The sequence below is a fragment of the Nocardia sp. NPDC049149 genome, from assembly GCF_043197455.1.
In the GTDB taxonomy this organism is placed as follows: Bacteria; Actinomycetota; Actinomycetes; order Mycobacteriales; family Mycobacteriaceae; genus Nocardia.
On sequence record NZ_JBICTD010000002.1, the window covers coordinates 920309 to 937798 of the forward strand.

At 66.8% G+C, this 17490-nt stretch carries 17 protein-coding genes; 9 read left to right on the forward strand and 8 right to left on the reverse strand.

Annotated elements, in window-relative coordinates:
* Positions 1 to 2 precede the first annotated feature (2 nt).
* On the reverse strand, positions 3 to 1628 hold the full coding sequence (locus tag ACGFNJ_RS10055; protein ID WP_393445555.1) for a DUF885 family protein: 1626 nt from the start codon (positions 1626 to 1628) through the stop codon (positions 3 to 5).
* Between the two features lie 204 nt (positions 1629 to 1832).
* Between ACGFNJ_RS10055 and ACGFNJ_RS10060 the strand changes: the two genes are divergently transcribed.
* Entirely contained in the window at positions 1833 to 2870 is a 1038-nt protein-coding gene (locus ACGFNJ_RS10060; protein WP_393445557.1) for a glycosyltransferase, read from the forward strand.
* Positions 2871 to 3021: 151 nt separating this feature from the next.
* Entirely contained in the window at positions 3022 to 3987 is a 966-nt protein-coding gene (locus ACGFNJ_RS10065; protein ID WP_393445559.1) for an esterase/lipase family protein, read from the forward strand.
* 48 nt (positions 3988 to 4035) lie between these two features.
* Here the strand turns inward: ACGFNJ_RS10065 and ACGFNJ_RS10070 are convergent, their stop codons facing one another.
* The 3 genes from ACGFNJ_RS10070 to ACGFNJ_RS10080 all read right to left on the reverse strand — a co-directional run bounded on the left by ACGFNJ_RS10070 (position 4036) and on the right by ACGFNJ_RS10080 (position 7711).
* Positions 4036 to 5667 carry an MDR family MFS transporter gene (locus ACGFNJ_RS10070; protein WP_393445561.1) on the reverse strand — a complete coding sequence of 544 codons (1632 nt, stop codon included), beginning with the start codon at positions 5665 to 5667 and terminating at the stop codon, positions 4036 to 4038.
* Positions 5664 to 6308, reverse strand: a complete 645-nt coding sequence (locus tag ACGFNJ_RS10075) for a TetR/AcrR family transcriptional regulator (protein WP_393445563.1) — start codon at positions 6306 to 6308, stop codon at positions 5664 to 5666. Before ACGFNJ_RS10075 ends, ACGFNJ_RS10070 begins: the two co-directional genes overlap by 4 nt.
* Positions 6309 to 6376: 68 nt before the next feature.
* Positions 6377 to 7711 (reverse strand): serine hydrolase domain-containing protein, encoded by a 1335-nt coding sequence (locus ACGFNJ_RS10080; protein WP_393445565.1) that lies wholly within the window; start codon positions 7709 to 7711, stop codon positions 6377 to 6379.
* A gap of 318 nt (positions 7712 to 8029) precedes the next feature.
* Between ACGFNJ_RS10080 and ACGFNJ_RS10085 the strand changes: the two genes are divergently transcribed.
* Positions 8030 to 8593 (forward strand): hypothetical protein, encoded by a 564-nt coding sequence (locus ACGFNJ_RS10085; RefSeq protein WP_393445567.1) that lies wholly within the window; start codon positions 8030 to 8032, stop codon positions 8591 to 8593.
* 8 nt (positions 8594 to 8601) lie between these two features.
* Here ACGFNJ_RS10085 and ACGFNJ_RS10090 read toward each other — a convergent pair whose 3' ends face one another.
* On the reverse strand, positions 8602 to 9927 hold the full coding sequence (locus ACGFNJ_RS10090; RefSeq protein WP_393445569.1) for an aspartate aminotransferase family protein: 1326 nt from the start codon (positions 9925 to 9927) through the stop codon (positions 8602 to 8604).
* 472 nt (positions 9928 to 10399) lie between these two features.
* On the opposite strand from ACGFNJ_RS10090, the gene ACGFNJ_RS10095 reads away from it, so the two are divergent.
* From ACGFNJ_RS10095 to ACGFNJ_RS10110, 4 genes are all read left to right on the forward strand, one after another.
* Positions 10400 to 11137 (forward strand): C40 family peptidase, encoded by a 738-nt coding sequence (locus tag ACGFNJ_RS10095; protein ID WP_393445572.1) that lies wholly within the window; start codon positions 10400 to 10402, stop codon positions 11135 to 11137.
* A 42-nt stretch (positions 11138 to 11179) separates the two neighbouring features.
* Positions 11180 to 11914 carry a Mut7-C RNAse domain-containing protein gene (locus ACGFNJ_RS10100; RefSeq protein WP_393445574.1) on the forward strand — a complete coding sequence of 245 codons (735 nt, stop codon included), beginning with the start codon at positions 11180 to 11182 and terminating at the stop codon, positions 11912 to 11914.
* Positions 11915 to 12022: 108 nt separating this feature from the next.
* Positions 12023 to 13489 carry a hypothetical protein gene (locus tag ACGFNJ_RS10105; protein ID WP_393445576.1) on the forward strand — a complete coding sequence of 489 codons (1467 nt, stop codon included), beginning with the start codon at positions 12023 to 12025 and terminating at the stop codon, positions 13487 to 13489.
* Complete coding sequence (locus ACGFNJ_RS10110) at positions 13486 to 14268, forward strand: ESX secretion-associated protein EspG (RefSeq protein WP_393445578.1); 783 nt, start codon at positions 13486 to 13488, stop codon at positions 14266 to 14268. Before ACGFNJ_RS10105 ends, ACGFNJ_RS10110 begins: the two co-directional genes overlap by 4 nt.
* Before the next feature lie 14 nt (positions 14269 to 14282).
* On the opposite strand, the gene ACGFNJ_RS10115 is transcribed toward ACGFNJ_RS10110, so the two are convergent.
* Complete coding sequence (locus ACGFNJ_RS10115; protein WP_393445580.1) at positions 14283 to 14450, reverse strand: hypothetical protein; 168 nt, start codon at positions 14448 to 14450, stop codon at positions 14283 to 14285.
* Between the two features lie 185 nt (positions 14451 to 14635).
* On the opposite strand from ACGFNJ_RS10115, the gene ACGFNJ_RS10120 reads away from it, so the two are divergent.
* Together ACGFNJ_RS10120 and ACGFNJ_RS10125 are read left to right on the forward strand one after the other, a co-directional pair.
* Complete coding sequence (locus ACGFNJ_RS10120; protein ID WP_393445582.1) at positions 14636 to 14965, forward strand: hypothetical protein; 330 nt, start codon at positions 14636 to 14638, stop codon at positions 14963 to 14965.
* A 30-nt stretch (positions 14966 to 14995) separates the two neighbouring features.
* Positions 14996 to 16057, forward strand: coding sequence for a dTDP-glucose 4,6-dehydratase (locus ACGFNJ_RS10125; protein WP_393445584.1), 1062 nt, complete (start codon positions 14996 to 14998; stop codon positions 16055 to 16057).
* 41 nt (positions 16058 to 16098) lie between these two features.
* Here ACGFNJ_RS10125 and ACGFNJ_RS10130 read toward each other — a convergent pair whose 3' ends face one another.
* Together ACGFNJ_RS10130 and ACGFNJ_RS10135 are read right to left on the reverse strand one after the other, a co-directional pair.
* A complete protein-coding gene (locus tag ACGFNJ_RS10130) occupies positions 16099 to 16596 on the reverse strand; it encodes a hypothetical protein (protein ID WP_393445586.1) in 498 nt (165 codons plus the stop codon).
* Between the two features lie 72 nt (positions 16597 to 16668).
* Complete coding sequence (locus ACGFNJ_RS10135; protein WP_393445588.1) at positions 16669 to 17445, reverse strand: LGFP repeat-containing protein; 777 nt, start codon at positions 17443 to 17445, stop codon at positions 16669 to 16671.
* Positions 17446 to 17490 lie beyond the last annotated feature (45 nt).

A 17490-nucleotide genomic window follows, 5' to 3' on the forward strand; every position in this document is an offset into this window, starting at 1 on the left:
CGCTACGGCTGGGCGAGCCGGTCGGCCTCGTCGAGGTGGTCGCGGAGGCCGAGCAGCTCCCAACGCTGCAGTGCGAGGGGGACGTTGCCTTCGCGCCAGAGGCGGTCGTGGAACTCCTGGAGGTCGAACGCGTCGCCGTGTTCGCGCACCGCGGTGGCGAGCAGGTCCTGAATCTGCAGTTTGCCGATCTGGTAGCTCAGCGCCTGGCCGGGGAAGCCGGCGAAGAAGACCGCCTCGTCCCAGGCCGTCTCGTCATCGAGCGGCACCGTGACCGCCAGCCGGTGCGCCGCGTCCTCGATGGTGAGCTCGCCGAGCGCGAGCGCGATATCGATCTCGACGCGTAAGGCCCGTAGCCGCATGGCGTTTGCCACGAAGATCGCGCTCGCCGGTGCGTCGTCGAACAGGCCTGCCTGCAGCATCAGCTCTTCGTAGTAGAAGGCGATGCCCTCGTTGGGCACCGAGTCGTAGAACCGGCGACGGGCCGGATTGTCGTGGTGCCAGCCGATCGCCACCTGCTGGGCGTGCACGCCCTCGTGCACGATCGCAGTGCGCGGGTCGACCGCGGCGGCCCGGTCGAAATACGGGAGTTCGTCGTGCGGCGGCGGGACATAGCGGGTGGCGTCGTCGTCCATTCTACTCGGCCCGGTCAGGTCGTCGGACACGCCGAGCCAGGTGAGCGGCGCGAGATAGGGCGGGAGCGGTGCGAATCGATAGTGTCGCAACGTCTTCGGCTGACTCAACAGGCCGCGTTCGGCCGCGAACTCGCGTACCTGCGCCTCGTCGGCGCTCTGGCGTTCCACCTGCTCGGGCACATCGGCGGGCAGCGGCGCCGCAGGCACATCGCGATGCCGGGTACGAAGCACGGCCTCGGTGGCGATGGCTCGATGCCATTCCTGCCGCGCCATCGCGCGCACCCGCTGTGCCGAATAGGGAAGCAGCGCAACGTGGTGCAGAAAGTAGTCGAGACCATTCGGCCCGACGGGTTCTGCATTGCCGAATGAAGGCAGTGCAGACACGAGCCAATCCCGATAAGTCGCAACGGCATCGGCGGCTACTCGGGCCACAACAGGGAGCTCGGCAGCGAATTCGTCAGGCAGGAAAGGAATCAGCGCCGTCATCGCGATATCGAGCGAACCGGCCGCTTCGTCGAGCAGCCGCACCGCGCTCTGCGCGAACGGCGCGCTCGCATGGTCGGCAAGATTCGCCCGCGCGTCGTCGAGGACGACCGGAACGTGGCGCAGCAGCGCGAGAATCGTCGCCGCCCTGGCGTCGTCGAACGGCGGCGGCACAAGCAGCGCCACGTAGATCGGGCCGAGACTCTGCTGGATATAGAACCCGGGATCGCGCTCCCAGGCCCGGATCACCTCCAGCTCCCAATGCACCTTGGCGAGCGCAACGCCGAGCAACCTGCCGTCGACCTGTTCCGCGACCGGCGCCGCGGACAGATCGAGCCCACGATGCCTGCGAGTCAGGTCGGCCAGCACGTCCCTGCGCCGCTCGATCGCCGCGGGCGACCAGTCGGGCAACCATCCGTTCGGCCGTTCCACCCTCGGCAGGTCGTCGCTGGAGTCGGGCAGGGTGGCCAACCGCCAACTCCAGAACTCATCTGCGAGTCTCACTGAACTCATGTCCGCACAATACAATTCGCGCCGGAACCGGGCGCGCCGATTTTCTGGCACGGCTCAGGTGTTAAGATCGTGGCCTAGTGGTCGATCCGCCCGTGTCGTACTCCGGCGTGGATTCCGAGCGATTCAGTGCGACACGATCAGCCAATCGAATGGCTGCAGACAGCGGCACCGTCGGCGCTGCCTCGAAGCAGAAAGGCTGACATTGTGTCAGTTCGGTCCGAAGCGAAGAGCAAGAGTACGAGCACCATCTCCTACGCCCACCTGTTACGACTGAGCGATGAGCACGGCATCTTCGAGCACGCCAAATTCACCACACCCCGGCACGAGAACGGTTACAGCCTCGACGACGTCGCTCGCGCCCTCGTCGTGGTGGTCCGCGAACCGGAACCGACGCCGGAATTGGACGCACTCGCAACGATCTACGCGCGTTTCGTCATCGACGCGCTCACCGAGGACGGCCGCTGCCACAACCGGCGCGGCGCCGATCTGAGCTGGCAGGACGAACCGGGCGTCGAAGATCACTGGGGTCGTGCGCTCTGGGCGCTCGGCTCGGTCGTCGCGCGCAAGCCGGAACTGGCCGAGCAGGCGTTGCCGCACTTCACCATCGCGGCACGGCAGCGCTCACGGTCGCGGCGCGCGATGGCCTACGCCGCGCTCGGCGCGGCCGAGGTGCGCACGGCCGATCCCGGAAACGCGGCGGCTCGCGCACTGCTGGCCGACGCCGCGACGGTGATCGGCCCGCCGACCCGCAGGCTCGACTGGCGGTGGCCGGAACCTCGGCTGCATTACGCCAATGCGGTGCTGGCCGAAGCACTTCTGGTGGCAGGTGCCGAGCCGGGACAGGGCCGCACGCACGCCGACGGGCTCGCGATGCTGCGCTGGCTCCTCGAGATCGAGACCGCGGGCGACCACCTGTCGGTCACGCCGATCGACGGCTGGGCCGCCGGCGAGCGGCGGCCGGGCTTCGATCAACAGCCCATCGAGGTCGGCGCATTGGCCGACGCCTGCGCCCGCGCCTACGACGACACCAGCGACCAACGCTGGAAGGACGCGGTGCGGATGTGCGAGGCCTGGTTCCGCGGCGCGAACGACATCTCCACACCGCTGATCGACCCGGCGAGCGGCGGCTGCTGCGACGGGTTGGAACCCACCGGGATCAACGAGAATCAAGGCGCCGAGTCGACGCTGGCGCTGCTGTCGACCCTGCAACAGGCCAACCGCCTGCGGCTGGAGGACGAGTAGTACCGCAGCCTCCCGTCTGTCCCACTCTCCCGGCTCGCTGGCCGAGCAGGCCAGGTAGCCCCGTTGCACGGTGGCGGGCGAGCCGTCCGCGCCGGCCTCCCGGCGGCGCATCGATCGGGCTCGTCCTCGAACGAACGGGAGCACACACCCGATGCGATTCCGTCCGCACGACCTAGGCGTGACAGTCCTGGCCGCCGCCTTGCTCTGCGCCGTGCCCGCCTCGGCTGCCGCCCACCCGCAGCCGGAACACACCGACCGGCCCGGCGGCACGACCACCGCCGAGGACGCCGACCCCGGGCTCGGCGTCGGCAAGAACCCGGATGGCAGCATCTCGCCTGCCGGATCGAACGACTGGTCGTGCGTCCCCACCGCCGTCCACCCGAGGCCCGTGGTGCTCGCGCACGGCACCTGGGGCAATCAGAACGACTGGGACGTGCTCGCGCCGCAGCTGAAAGCCGAAGGCTACTGCGTCTTCTCGGTGAACTACGGCCGCGACACCACGAGCGCGCTCGGCGCCCTCCGCGGTGTGTACGGGACCGGCGACATCCGGTCGTCCGCAGGCGAACTCGCGGCCTTCGTCGACCGCGTCCTCGGCGCCACCGGCGCGGCGCGGGTCGATCTCGTCGGCCACTCCCAGGGTGCGCTGATGTCGCGGCAGTACTTGCGCTTCAACGGCGGTGCGAGCAAGGTCGGGCAGCTGATCTCGCTCGTCGGCACCAACCATGGCTCCGGCTCCGCCCTCAGTGCGGTGGCCGAGCGGCTACCGCCAGGTAGCGCACCGGTTTTCGACGCCGGGCTGACGAGCATCGTTGGCGCCGCGGCCGCGCAGCAGCTCGCCGGCAGCGACTTCGTGCGCAGCGTCAATGCGGGCGGCGACACCGATCCCGGCGTCGACTACACCGTGATCGCCAGCACTCAGGACGACGCCTCCGTCCCGCCGGAGGCTACCTTCCTCGCCGCGGGGCCCGGCGCGACCGTCCACAATGTCTGGGTCCAAGACCTGTGCCCCACAGACACTTTCAAACACGACACGCTGCCGCAGTCACCCACCGTCGCCTACATCATCGAGCAGGCGCTCGACCCTGCCTTCACCGGAAACCCCTGCCCTCGACGTTGAAAGCACCTGGGCGGCAGGGCAACTGCCCTACCGCCCAGGTGCCGCGAGTCAGCGACGTTCGGCGACCAGCCGCGGATCCGGCTCGTCGTCGCCGTCCGAGACCTGCTCGCCCGACACCGTTTCCGCCATCACCGCTTCGCCGCGCGCGATCATGCCCGCCTCGTCGGAGAGCTTCAACTGCGGGATGAACAGCGCGAGCAGGAACGCGAGCACCGCGCCGGGAATCAGGTACCAGAAGCCGGGAACCAGCGCGTGCACATAGGCTCCGACGATCGCGTCGTGCAGCTGCGCAGGCAGATTCTTGACCACCGAGGGCACCAGTGCGCCGGGATCGAGCTTCGCGGCGGCCACCGCGGGACCGTTGGCGACGAACGCGTCGGTGAGTCCCTCGGTCAGCCTGCTGGTGAAGATCGAGCCGAAGATGGCGACACCGATCGCACCACCCATCTCACGGAAGTAGTTGTTCGCGCTTGTCGCCGTGCCGATCTGGTCCGGCGCCACCGCGTTCTGCACGACGAGCACGATGATCTGCATGATCAGGCCGAGGCCTGCGCCCATCACGAACAGCATGGCCGACACCACCCACATCGGGGTGTTCGCCGCGAGCTGGGTCAGCCAGAGCATCCCGACGATGATGATCAGCGCGCCGAGCGGCGGGTAGATCCGGTAGTTACCGGTCTTGGTGATCGCGGTCATCGATCCCATCAACGCGATCATCAGGCCGACCATCATCGGGATCAGCAGCAGGCCGGAGACCGAGGCCGAGGCGCCGGTGGCCATCTGCAAGTAGGTCGGAATGAACGCGAGCGCGGCGAACATGACCAGGCCGACGAGCAGGCCGATCGCGGAGGTCAGCACGAACGTCCGGTTGCGGAACAGCCACAGCGGCAGCATCGGCTCTTCGGCCCGCGCCTCCACCAGCACGAAGGTCGCCACCACGATCACCAGCGCGGCGATCATCGTCACCATCGTCGTCGACCCCCAGGCGTACTGCTTGCCGCCCCAGTCGGTGATCAGGATCAACAGCGTTGTCGCGGCGGACATCAGGACCACGCCGAGGTAGTCGGGCTTGGTCTTGGGCCGATGGCTCGGGATGCTCAGGTAGCGGAAGGCGACGACCAGCGCCGCAATACCGATCGGCACGTTGATCCAGAAGCACCAGCGCCAGCCGAGCGTGTCGGCGAAGAAGCCGCCGAGCAGCGGTCCGGCCACCGAGGTGATGCCGAACACGGCGCCCATCGGCGCCATGTACTTGCCACGATCCTTCGCGGGCACCACATCGGCGATCACGGCCTGCGCCAGGATCATCAGACCGCCGCCGCCGACACCCTGCAGGCCGCGGAAGACGATGAACTCCCAGAAGCCGGTCGACACGGCGGCGCCGACGGACGCGGCGGTGAAGACGGTGATCGCGAACAGGAAAAGCCAACGCCTGCCGAACATGTCACCGAACTTGCCGTAGATCGGCATCACGATGGTGGTGGCCAGCAGGTAGGACGTCGCGGTCCACGCCATGTGAGAGACGCCGCCGAGGTCGCCGACGATGGTCGGCATGGCGGTGCCGACGATCATCTGATCGAGGCTGGCCAGGAACATCCCCGCGATCAGCGCGCCGAAGATGAGCCAGATGCGCTTCTGGGTCAGGACAATTGGGGTGGGCGGCGAGTCAGCCGTTGTCATTTGACACCTCTCCTTGTGCTGCTGTCGTCAGGCCCTTCGAACAATTGGGCGGCCATCGCGCACTGCTCGTGCAATGCGGCGGTCAGCGATTTGGCCGAGTCACCGGTCGAGGACATCGCGGCCCGCGTGGTGAGCGTTGTCATGATTCCCGAAGCGAGCGAGGCGAATTCGGGCGTGACCGGTGCGCCCGCGCGGGCGGAGAGCAGTTCGGCGACCGCGTTCTCCTGCCGTACGCCGACGGCCATGAATGCCGTGAGCACCCGCGGCTCGGTCTTGATCAGCTCGACCACCAGCGAGATGGCTTCGCGCACTTCGGCTTCCGGCTCGAGGGTGGCGGCGAACAGCCAGGTGAGGTCCTGGATGAGGATGCCGCTCGGCCCGCCGGCGATGAACACCTCGCGGCCTTCCGGGCTGCCGATGTCCTGCACCGGGCCGACCACCGCGTCGAGCTTGGTCTCGTAGTAGTTGAAGAACGTGCGTGGCGAAACCCCGACCACCTTCGCGACGTCCTCGACGGTGGTCGCATCGAGCCCGCGCTCGACGGCAAGCCTGCGCGCGGCCATGCACAGATCGAGCGCGGTCCTGCGCTTCTTCTGGGCGCGCAGACCGAGCGGGGCCTCGTCACGGGAGGGCGATGACATGCGAAAAAATCTAGCACGAACTGCAAAATTTCAGAAAGTGCAATTTCCTGTGACGACGCTCACCGCGACTACCGGATTCCAGGCGTGTCCGGGTGCGGGCCGAAACAACCGACCACGAAGCAGCCGGGCGGCCAGTCGCCGAACGGCGCCGCGAGCGGCCTGCCGAGGCACTCCAGTTGTCCACAGCCCGGATAGGCGTACGACCCGATGCCCAGCGCGCCGAGAACGGCAGCCGGATTCGAGATCGACGGGTCGGCGATGCTGGTATCCGGGTGTGGCACATAGGGTCCGGGGTCCGGCAGCCGCGGCTCCCTGAACGCGCCGACGATGCCGCGCAGCACATCGTGGGTATAGCTCACCGTGCCATCGGGATCGGCAACACCGGTCGAGGTGATCAGCAGGCCGATGCTCGGCACGATGAAGCTGTCTTGGCGCATCATCCCCGAGATCTTCATCGCGTCCGCGGGCAGACCAGGCAGATCGATGGTGCAGCGGGATGGGTTGACGACGAAGAGGAAGCCGTAGCATTCGGCCGCCATGGTCGGCTGGGCAGCTTGGGCCAGGTAGTCGGCGGAGACGACCCGATTGCCGTGCCAGTCACCGCGATTCACGACGAGCAGGCCGAGTTTGACGTAGTCGTCGGGCGGCAGCAACAGGTGCGCGTGACCATAGGTGTTCCCGGCGCGATCACGTCCCCAGTAGTAGTCGGTGCGCTGAATACCCAACGGGGCGAACAGTTTTTGCTGCGCATAGGCCTGCACATCCATCCCGACCGCCTGCTGCACCACCGCGAGCAGCAGGTCGACGCCGCGCTGGCTGTATCGCCATTCCACCCCCTGCGGGCGGTCGATCGGGATCGCCATCGCCTGCGCCACCACGTTCGGGTCGAGTTGCGCCACCCCGGTGACGCCCTCGGCGGCCACCGCGACGCGCAGGCCCGAGGTCTCGGTGAGCAGGCTGCGGATGGTGATCGCGCGGTGCGCGGCGTCCCCGACCCCGGCAGGCAAGTAGCGATCGATCGGGTCATCGAGCCGCAGCCTGCCCTCATCGATGGCGATGCCGACAATCAGCGAGACCACACTCTTGGTGCCGCTCCACAGGTTCCACGGGACCCCGCCGGTGTGCGCATTGTTCGGACCGGCGGCGATCAGACAGTTGTTGCGGAACACCTGGATGTTGCGTCGACTCCGGTCCGCCGCCAAGGCCATCGCCGCACGCAACGCGTCGGCGTCGAGCCCCACCTCCTCAGGCGTGGCAGTCTGCGGTTGTCGTCCGTCGACGACCTCGCACTCCTTCGGCCCCAAGGGCGCGGCATGGGCAGTGCCGCCCGGCAATTCGGCTCCCATCAGCAGTGTCGCTGCCGTGATCGCGGACAGCACAGTGTTTTTCAGCGAACGACGCACGCCACTTCCCCATTTCAACCGGTTCTGGTCGGCACATCGGGCGCAGTGGTGGCCCGGTTACCGTCGGGACTGCCCCGACTTATTGGGCCAACTCTCTCAGTGGCAGGCGATCTACTAGATAGATGCGTACCTTGCTTGAGCACTCAACGTGAGATTGACGCGGGCAGTGTCACGTCAGGCATGCCGGATACTCAGGAAAATCTTATTCAAGCTGCGATGTCGGTCACTTCTCTGACGTCTCACCTGGTCGACAGCAAAAGTGCATCTCCGCGTCATCTACTATTGATCTCAGTAGATATGCAGAAAGGCAACGAGGCCATGACGCAACACCCCTCCCCCATTGAACCGACTACCACCCACCGGGCCGCACGCCACTCCGCGCGGACCAGAGCCCTCGCGCTCCTCGCGATCGCTGCGGTCGCGGGCGGCACCGTCATCGGCGCCGGAACCGCAACGGCGACAACGGCAACCGCGAGCAACCAGCCATGCCTATGGGCGGGCACCGCCTACCCGCCCGGCACGACCATCGTCGCGGGCGGCCAGAACTACCGGTGCGGCACGGACCGCGGCGCACCGTTCTGGTCGCGGGGCCGCACCGACTCAGCGTCGAGCACCGTCGCGAACCCCGGCTCCTACACCAACCCCACCGGCCTGTTCAGCGCGGGCGCGCGGCAACCAGGCACGGGCTACAACGACTATTGCGTCGGCAGCCAGCTGATCGGCGGCCACGAGGACGTCTATCAGGTGGTGACCGCCCGCAACGGCGCCGTCTTCTGGAAGGCCGCCGCCCCGATCTCCGAGTGGGCCTTCGACTCCGGCGCCACCCGGCCCGGCCCGTCCGGCCGAACCGCGAGCCTCTGCATCGACGGCAACCTCACCTGACCAGCGCGTCAGAGGCGCGCCGAAGCGTAACCGATCGCGTCGTCGAGGATGGACAGGCCGAGCGACAGCTCCCCCTCCGTTGCGGTCAGCGCAGGGGCGATGCGGAAGACACCGCCCATTCCTGGCAGCTGCACGATATTCATGTGCAGGCCAAGCTCCAGGCAGCGGCGGGTGATCAGCGCACCGAGTTCATCAGAGCCCCTTGCCGTTTCATGCAGTTGCAGACCGGCGAGCAGGCCGCGGCCGCGGATGTCGGCGACCACGTCATGCCGTTCGGCGATGTCGGTAAGCCCTTGGCGCAGTACACCACCGAGCTCGGCGGCGCGCTCGTCGAGCCGGTCTCGGATGAGTACGTCGAGCACGGTGTTGCCGACCGCGGCCACCAGCGGATCCGACACGTGTGTGGTGAAGAACAGGTAGCCACGCTCGTGCGCGGCCTGCTCGATCTCCGCGCTGGTCAGCACGGCCGCCAGCGGCAGCCCGGCGCCGAGCGTCTTGGACAGGGTGAGGATGTCGGGCACCACGCCGTCGCGTTCGAACGCGTACCAGGTTCCGGTGCGGCACAAGCCCGTTTGCGCTTCGTCGAGGATCAGCAGCATGCCGCGGTCGCGGCACTTCTGCTGGAGCGCGGCGAAGTACCCCGGCGGCGGTTCGACGACGCCACCCGAGCTCAGGATCGGCTCGACCAGGCAGGCGGCCAGGCTACCGACCGACTGGGCGTCGATCAGCTCGAACGCGAGGTCGAGCTGGCGACGCCAGTCGAAATCATCACCGGCGGTGGTGCAGTCGGGCCGGAACGCACTCGGCACCGGAATCGCGAAGTTCCCCGGCGCGGCAGGGCCGTAGCCCTTGCGACCCGCGCTGTAGGTCGCGCTCGCCGCCGCCTGCGTCATGCCGTGCCAGGAACGGGCGAAGGAAACGATCTCGTGCTTGCCGGTGACGAGCTTGGCCATGCGCAACGCGGCCTCGTTGGATTCGGCGCCGGTGGTCAGCAGCAGCACCTTCTCCAACGGCGCAGGCACCGTCGCCGCCAGCCTGCGGGCCAGATCGACCACAGGGCGGCTGAGCATGCCGCTGAACAGGTGGTCCAGCTCGCCGACCTGGCGCCGCACCGTCGCGACGATCTCCGGATGTGCGTGGCCGAGAATCGCGCTCATCTGGCCCGAGGTGAAATCCAGTATCTCCCTGCCGCTTTCGGTGTACAGGAAGCTGCCTGCGGCACGGGCGATGATCTCGGGAGTGAAGGTGCCCGCGCCCGCGTAGCGGACCAGGTGACGGTCGGCGTCGGCCCAGAAGTCCGCGGTGGACAGCGGTGCCGCAGTAGAGGAAGCCATGTCTCGACGGTAAGGCGGCCCGAGCACCGCGTCCAGGCTGGCGCAGGCGCATCCGCGACCTTGGCGACTCGGCCCTGCCGGGTATCGACGGCAATGCCCCATAACCGACGAAAATCGCCGTTCAACAGGTGTTTTGCGGTGTCCGACGCAGGTCGGAGCCGGAATGACCGGAGCCGCAACGGACTCCACCCGCGAAATACGGCGGAAATTATCATTGCCATATCCCCAGGTCAAAAAGGGTTTTCGCCATCAATAACGCAAGACGTTATCGTTTTGTTATTGTTTTAGCGTGTGTCTGAATATGTTTCGGCGGGTTTGTGTCGAATGATGGGAAATCGGATCCGGCTTGGACTGACAGCTCACCGTGATGTTCTCGAATCTATTCGAAGACTTTGGTGAAGTCCGGTTCGCCATCGGTGCGGCGTTGCGTGGCCCGCCAAGGCCTTCGATATGACCATCGGAGGACCTGATCATGGCTTCGAAGAACGACGAACCCCGAACTACCCGCTTCCTGCCGCAGCTGCTCTGGTGGGCACTTGCCGCAGGAGTTGTCCTCGTCGCCGCACTCGGCGCCCTGCTCTGCACCGCAGGAGAGGCTTCGGCACAGACGGTCACCGTCCCCGGCCTCGGCAACATCGAAGTGCCGAACGAAATCGCCATCCCCGCAGGCATTCCCGGAATGCCGGTCTCGATACCGCAGCAGGAGAGCGCGGAACCCGCAGCTCCCGCGCCGATCGAGTTCTCCGCTCCCGGAATCACCTTCGCGCTCCCAGCCCTCCCAGGCCTCGAAAAGCTCGGCCTGACAGGGCTTCCCGGCTTCAATTCACCAACACCCGTGCAGCCCAAACTCGCCCCGCACAAGTCGACCGGCGAGATGGCGGTCGACGCGGCCCGCGCCAAGCTCGGCGCAAACTACAGCGGCGGCTCGGCAGGCCCCGACGCCTTCGACTGCTCCGGCTTGGTCCAGTGGTCCTACGAGCAGGCAGGCGTCTCGGTGCCCCGCACCAGCTACGACCAGCTTGCCGCCGGAACCCCTGTCGCACAGGAGGATCTGCGCCCCGGCGACGTGGTGTCGTTCTACGGCGGCGGCCACTCCGCCATCTACGCAGGCGACGGCAAGGTCATCCACGCCTCCACCTACGGCACCGGCGTAGTCGAATCCCCCATGGCAACAATGCCCTACGCAGGCGCCTGCCGCTTTCAGGACTGACAGGAAGACGGCGGCTCCAGGTTCTCCTGTCATGCTTGCCAGGTGAATGCTGGGGAGATAGCAATCGGTTTCGCACCCGACCTGCATGTGTTCGTCGCTGCCGCACTGCGCGGCGGGCCAACCGCCGTGCGGATCGACGGGATGTCGACCCTCGGACACGTCGTCGAGTCACTCGGGGTACCGCTCACCGAGGTCGGCGCGCTGCTGGTCGACGGGCGGCCCTCGGGCCGGTCGCACATTCCGTCCGATGGCGAGGTGGTCGAGGTGCACGGCTTGGTTCGCCCGCTGAATACGACTGAGCCACTGCGCCTTCTGCTCGATATTCACCTCGGGACGTTGGCGCGGCGGCTCCGGCTACTCGGGATCGACACTGTGTACGAGAACCCCGATATCGGGGATGCCGCATTAGCCACGCGGTCGGCGACCGAGCAGCGCGTGCTGCTGTCACGCGATCGCGGACTGCTGCGCCGTCGAGAGATCTTCGCGGGCGCTTACATATACAGCCATCGCCCGGCTGAGCAGCTCGATGACGTACTGTCTCGCTTCGCACCACCGCTGGCCCCGTGGACTCGCTGTACGGCCTGCAACGGCAAGCTCGCCGACGCGGACAAAGCTGCGGTGCGCGAACAGATTCCGGATGAAACCGAGCGGACCTACGACACCTTCGCGCAGTGTGTCGACTGCGGCCAGGCCTACTGGAAGGGCGCCCATCACGCTCGCCTCAGCGCCATCGTCGACGATGCCGTTGCGCGGTTCGGTCCCGGTGGTGCTCGATGATTTTTCGATTATTCGGGATGGATGTGGAATTGACGGGCTCGTATTGAATTCACGTGGGTGACGCCCGATATTGAGGGGCGGCACAATGCGAGAGTTCAGGAGTCGAGGATGGACAGCGACGCTTCGTCGGTCAACCCGTGGCCCGGACTGACACACCGGGCACGCGAGGGTGAACTGCGGCTCGACCCGGAGGCGGCGCGCACTGCGGCGGAGTATGCCGCCGACGCGCTGTATGCGGTGCTTGCGGTCGAAGATCGGCTCAGCGACATCCGGGTACACACCGGGTTCAGCGACAACGGCCATCTGAACTCCGCGATGACGCTCGCGGCGAGGTACGACAGATCCGCGCACGACCTAGGTCGAATTCTGGTTGCGCACAAGGAAATTCTGACCGCGATGAGCGAGCACTTCGTCGTCGCGGGAAAACTGTTCCGTGATTCCGAAGAGGACGGGAAAGTCACGATCGGCCAGATCGCGTCCGGCGCGCAGCTACGTGGCGCCGCCTATCCGCCGGCGCCCGTCGCAGGCAAGAACACGCCGCCGCGGGACGCACCCAAGCCCCAACCCGTAGGCACAGATCCCATCGACGCGGAGAACCCCTACGGCCAGACGGTCAAGTGGTTCTACCTCGCAGGCGCGGGCATGCACCCCCAACCACCCACGGACACCGCGGCAACCTGGGGGTGGATGGCCGAACGACTGAACACGGCGTTCACCACGTTCGCCGACCAGCTCCAGGAGATGGAGCAGAAGGGCGCATGGACGGGTAGAGCCATCAACGCCGCCATCGACGCGGCAAATGCGTACCGCGACAACGTTGATGCCCTGTCCGGTGCGATGCGCCAGGTCGCGGGCAGCCTGAATTACGCGTCGAGCTGGCTGGCGCACACCAAGGTGGCGATGCCGACCAGCCCCCGCCCCGCCGAGCCGGGCAGCGCGGCCGAGGACAAGATCGTCAACGACGCCATCCTCGCCTGGTTGAAACACTATGAGCCGGGGCTGACAGGCTCCAGCCTCGCGATACCGATCCTGCCCGAGGCGCGAAGTACCCCGCCGGAGATACGGATTCAGCAGAGTCCGACCGAGACGACCGACCGCGACCCGAAGCCGACCTCCGAGGCCCGTGCCAACCAACGGGCGGAACCGTCACTGGACCGCCTGTTCTCCCAGGCTAATTCGCTGCTGCAGCAAGGCACCCAGCTGGCGCAGCCGCTTCTCGCCCCGAATCCGGTTCTCCCGCCGCTCCCTTCGTCCGCGCTCGACCCAGCCAAACCGAGCAAACCCACCGGCGGGATCGGCGGTCCCGGTCCAGGGCCGATGCCGCGCAGCCTCGTCCAGCAGTCGGCAAAGCTGTTCCCCCGCGCCGCGGTCGCCCCCGCCACGCCGGTGGTCTCCGCAGGCTCGGCCGGCGCAATGTCGCCGGGCATACCGGGGATGGCGCCGCCGATCGGTGGTGCAGGCTTGCTGGGCGGTCGTCCGGAACACAAGCGGGCCGAATTCCTGAGCTCGGAAGACAACATCGACGAAGCGATCGGTGGCGACCCCGTGGCGTATCACGCTGTCCTGCAGCAATGACTTGCGCGCGGACCTTCACCGACCTGGATTTCCTCGTGCTGTGGGAGGAGATGCGCCAGGATTTCCTGCCAGCGCCGCTCACCTTCACCAGCCGGACGCCGAGCTATCGCGCTTTCCTGCAGGAGAAGGCCGAGACCCGCGAACGGTTACGCCACGAGAAGGAAACACTCGGCGGACTGTTCGCGATGTTGACCGAGCCGGACATCGCGATCGAGGTGCGCGGCCACGGCGGCCGCGACCCCAGCGACCCCGCCTGCAGTATTCGAATGCTCGCGGTGCGGTCCGGTGAGCGAGGCTGCCTGGTGGTGCAGGCACCGGGGGAAACGTTGCGGCACAGCGCCGGGTTCACGGTAACCGAGTGCGGGGCACTGCATTTGGCTCGAGTGGTAGCAGCGGCCCTGCCTGCGGCTTGCGCGGGCAGGCGGTCGGACGTCGAGCTGATCGCGCCATCGGAGCACGACGAACTGGACTATCGGGTCCGCGAGTCGATCGTCCGCGCGGTGGCCGGTGGGACGACGTGGGATCGCTCGGCGGAATTCCTCGCGCATCCGGTGACGCGTCTCGGCACCATCGAGGTCGTGCAGGGCCGATCACGGTTCGGCCCGCGCGGCATCGCCCGCCACCGGCTGCACTGGCGCGATCTCGACGAGGACGGGCGCTATGTGATCGCCGATCAGTCGGCGCCGATCGCGGCGCCCGCGGATCTGCGCCAATTGACGTCGCTGATCAACATCCGGATCGCCGAGGTGGTCCGGACGATCAAAGATGAACGCGGCTGAGGGGATACCCCGTCTCAGTCGTCGCCTGCCGGTTCTTCGGTCGGCGCCTGCGCGCTCCGCAGCCGGACGACGCCGGCGTCGAGGTCGAGATCGACGCGGGGACGATGCTGCTGCCCGTCGCTGTCCTCGCTGCCCTCGTCGGCCAGCTTCTGCCCCGGAAATAGTTCGCCGATCACGCCCACGATTCCAGGGTAGCTCGTCGCTGCCAGCGCGGCATCATTGCGCCGCCGACCTGCCAATAGTTGTGGCGTGGGCCGGAATTACCCCTTTCCATAAACGCAACGCGGACGGTGGTCGACGGGGTCCGAAAAACTCGGATCGTCATCGTAGGATTCTTCGAACCATTCCACCGCTTGCGAGGAGTCCAATGCTGCTGAAGCTGTTCAGGGCGACGATTGCTGCCACGGTTCTCGCGCTCTCGGCTTCATTCGGCTATTTCTGGTGGACATTCGGAAGGCCGGACTGGATGTGGAATGGACCGGAGACCATCGCGATTTCCTGGCAGCGTTTCGCGGTCAATGGCCCCTATCCGGATTCGGAGAATCCGTGGGTCTGTCTCGCAGACAGGCAATCCATCCCGATGACCCATCTCGAGTATTGCCGGGTGGAGCCGCCGGAAGCGTCGATGGCCGTCCTGTACTGGTACGGCAGCGAGTTCTACACCTTCAACATCCAGGATCCGCTGACCTTCCCGTAGCGCCGACGCAGGCCTATAGGGTGAATCACCATGGCCGTCTATCTCGTCACCGGTGCCGCGGGCTTCATCGGCGCCAACTATGTGCACCTGCTGCTGGAGTGGGAACCCGACGCGCAGGTGATCGCGGTCGATTACCTCGGCGTCGCCGGAAATCGGGCCAACCTCGACCCGGTGCGCGACCGAATTACCTTCGAGCAGACCGATATCGCCGACTTCGAGGCGATGGACGCGCTGTATCGGCGGTATCGGCCCGACCATGTCGTGAACTTCGCGGCCGAGTCGCACAACGACCGGGCGATCCTGGCGCCGTCGGCGTTCATGCGGTCCAATGCGCTCGGTGCGCAGGTGATGGTCGAATGCAGTCGACTGCATCCGGTGCGGTCGCATCTGCACGTGTCGACGATCGAGGTGTACGGCGAGCTGCCCGCCGAGGCGCGGTGGTTCACCGAGCGGTCACCGCTGAACGCGAAGACGCCCTACAGCGCCGCGAAGGCAGCAGGTGATCAGATGGTGCGCGCCTACATGGCGACCTATCCGGACATGAACATCCGGTTGACGCACTGCGCCAACAACTTCGGGCCGTACCAGCTGCCGGAGAAGCTGATTCCCTTGGCGGTCACCAACGTCCTGCGCGGCCGCAAGATCCCGGTGTACGGGGACGGGCTGCAGTCCAGGGACTGGCTGCACGTGGCCGACCACTGCGCCGCGGTGCATCGGGTGCTGCATGCGGAACTCGATCCGATTCCGGCCGCGGCGGCGACCGATCCCGGCCTCCTGCCGATCTTCGACATCAGCGCCCGGCACGAGGTGAGCAACCTCGACATCGCCACCCTCGTGGTGACGGAACTGGGCTTGGATCCCGAGGAATGGATCGAGCACGTCCCCGACCGGCCGAACCACGACCGCCGCTACGTTATCGACCCGGTGAAGCTGGAAACCGAACTCGGTTGGCGGCCCACCCGCGAGTTCGCTCCCGAGATGGCCGCGACGGTCGCCTGGTACCGCGACCACCGCGACTGGTGGGAGGCGATTCTGGCGGACAAGGGCGAGCTGGGTATCGATTGGAGCCAGCTCCCCGCAGGCACGAGCTAGCCGCATCGCGCAGGCCCATGCGGGTTGCGGGCGCTGGTAGCTCAGCTCTCCTTGCGGAAGTAGGTGAGATCGAAGTCGTGTTCCCAGGTGCTGCCGTCGGCTGATTTCTCCCATGCGCCGGTGATCCGGCTGCCGTCTTCGTTGAACGTGCCGGTATAGCGTTGGGAGAAGCCGGGTTCCATGCGCCACATGCGCAGGACGCCGTCGTCCAGACTCATCTGGTAGGTGCGGCTGACGCCGCGGGAATCGTAGTGGTGCCTGACGAACTCCCCGTCCCCTGCGGCGCCGATGATGACGATCGTGTCCGGTGCCGCAGGGTTGTCGATGATCGAACGCTCCACCAGGAAGCGTTTGGTCTTCATCCACTCGTAGGTGGTCGTGCCGCTCCGGTCGGTGACGGCCGGGCTGCCCGGGCCGAAGAAGTCTGCCGCGAAGAAGACCTCGACTCCCCATGCACCCAGCAACGGTTCGAGGCGATCGAGCGAGACATCCCGGTCGTCGGGGATGTCCGAGGGCTGTGGGTCTTGTGCATCCGTCATCGCGATCCCTCCTGTGTGGTCCTCGTGTGAATGGACGCCGTGCATCTCGAGAAATCATCGCCCCTGATCGGATCAGCGGGGTTGCGGATACCACTCGATGCGGCCGCCTTGGAAATCTTGGGCGCGGCCACCGTTGTAGTCGTATTCGTCGCTGATCGGGTATCCGTATCGGCCGTTCTCCCAATTCTGGTTGGCCCACACATCTCTGATCGCGCCGACCACCACGCGGGCCCCGGTGCTGGACGACCAGTAGATCGAGCCGCCCTGGAAATGCTGTCCCGCCCCGTTGCCTCTGGCCACGAACTCGTCGGTGACCGGGAAGCCGAGTCGGCCGTCCTCCCACGAGAGGGTGGCCCACTTGTCGCGGATCGCGCCCCACGTGTTGTGCGCACCGGTCGCGCTCGACCAGTGGATCGTCCCACCCTCGAAGTGGTTGAACCGTCCGGGCTTTCGCGTCGGCAACTCTCTGGTGGTCGGATACCGCAATGCACCGTTCTCCCAGCCGAGCTCGCCCCATTTGGCGCGAATCGCGCCGCCGATCTGGTTGGCGTGCGCGCCGGACACCAGCGGATGCCAGTAGATCGCGCTGCCCTTCTCGAAGGCCTGCCACCGTCCGCCGCGTGCAGCATCGGACTCCGGGTTCACCGGGTTGCCGAAGAAGGTGAACCCGCCGGACTCGTCGTATTCGACCTCGATCGCGCCGCCGACGTCATAGGGCCCGATCGGCCGGGCCGCCGCGCCGAGCGGATCCAGGGTCGGAGCAATGAGCAGCGCGAGAACGGTGACGCCCCGGATCGTCCTGTTCGACCGACGCCGGTCGCGTTTCGGCTGTTTCTGATCAGATGACATGGCCTCTCCTCACACGATTTCGATCTGGTCTCGGTACATGATCGA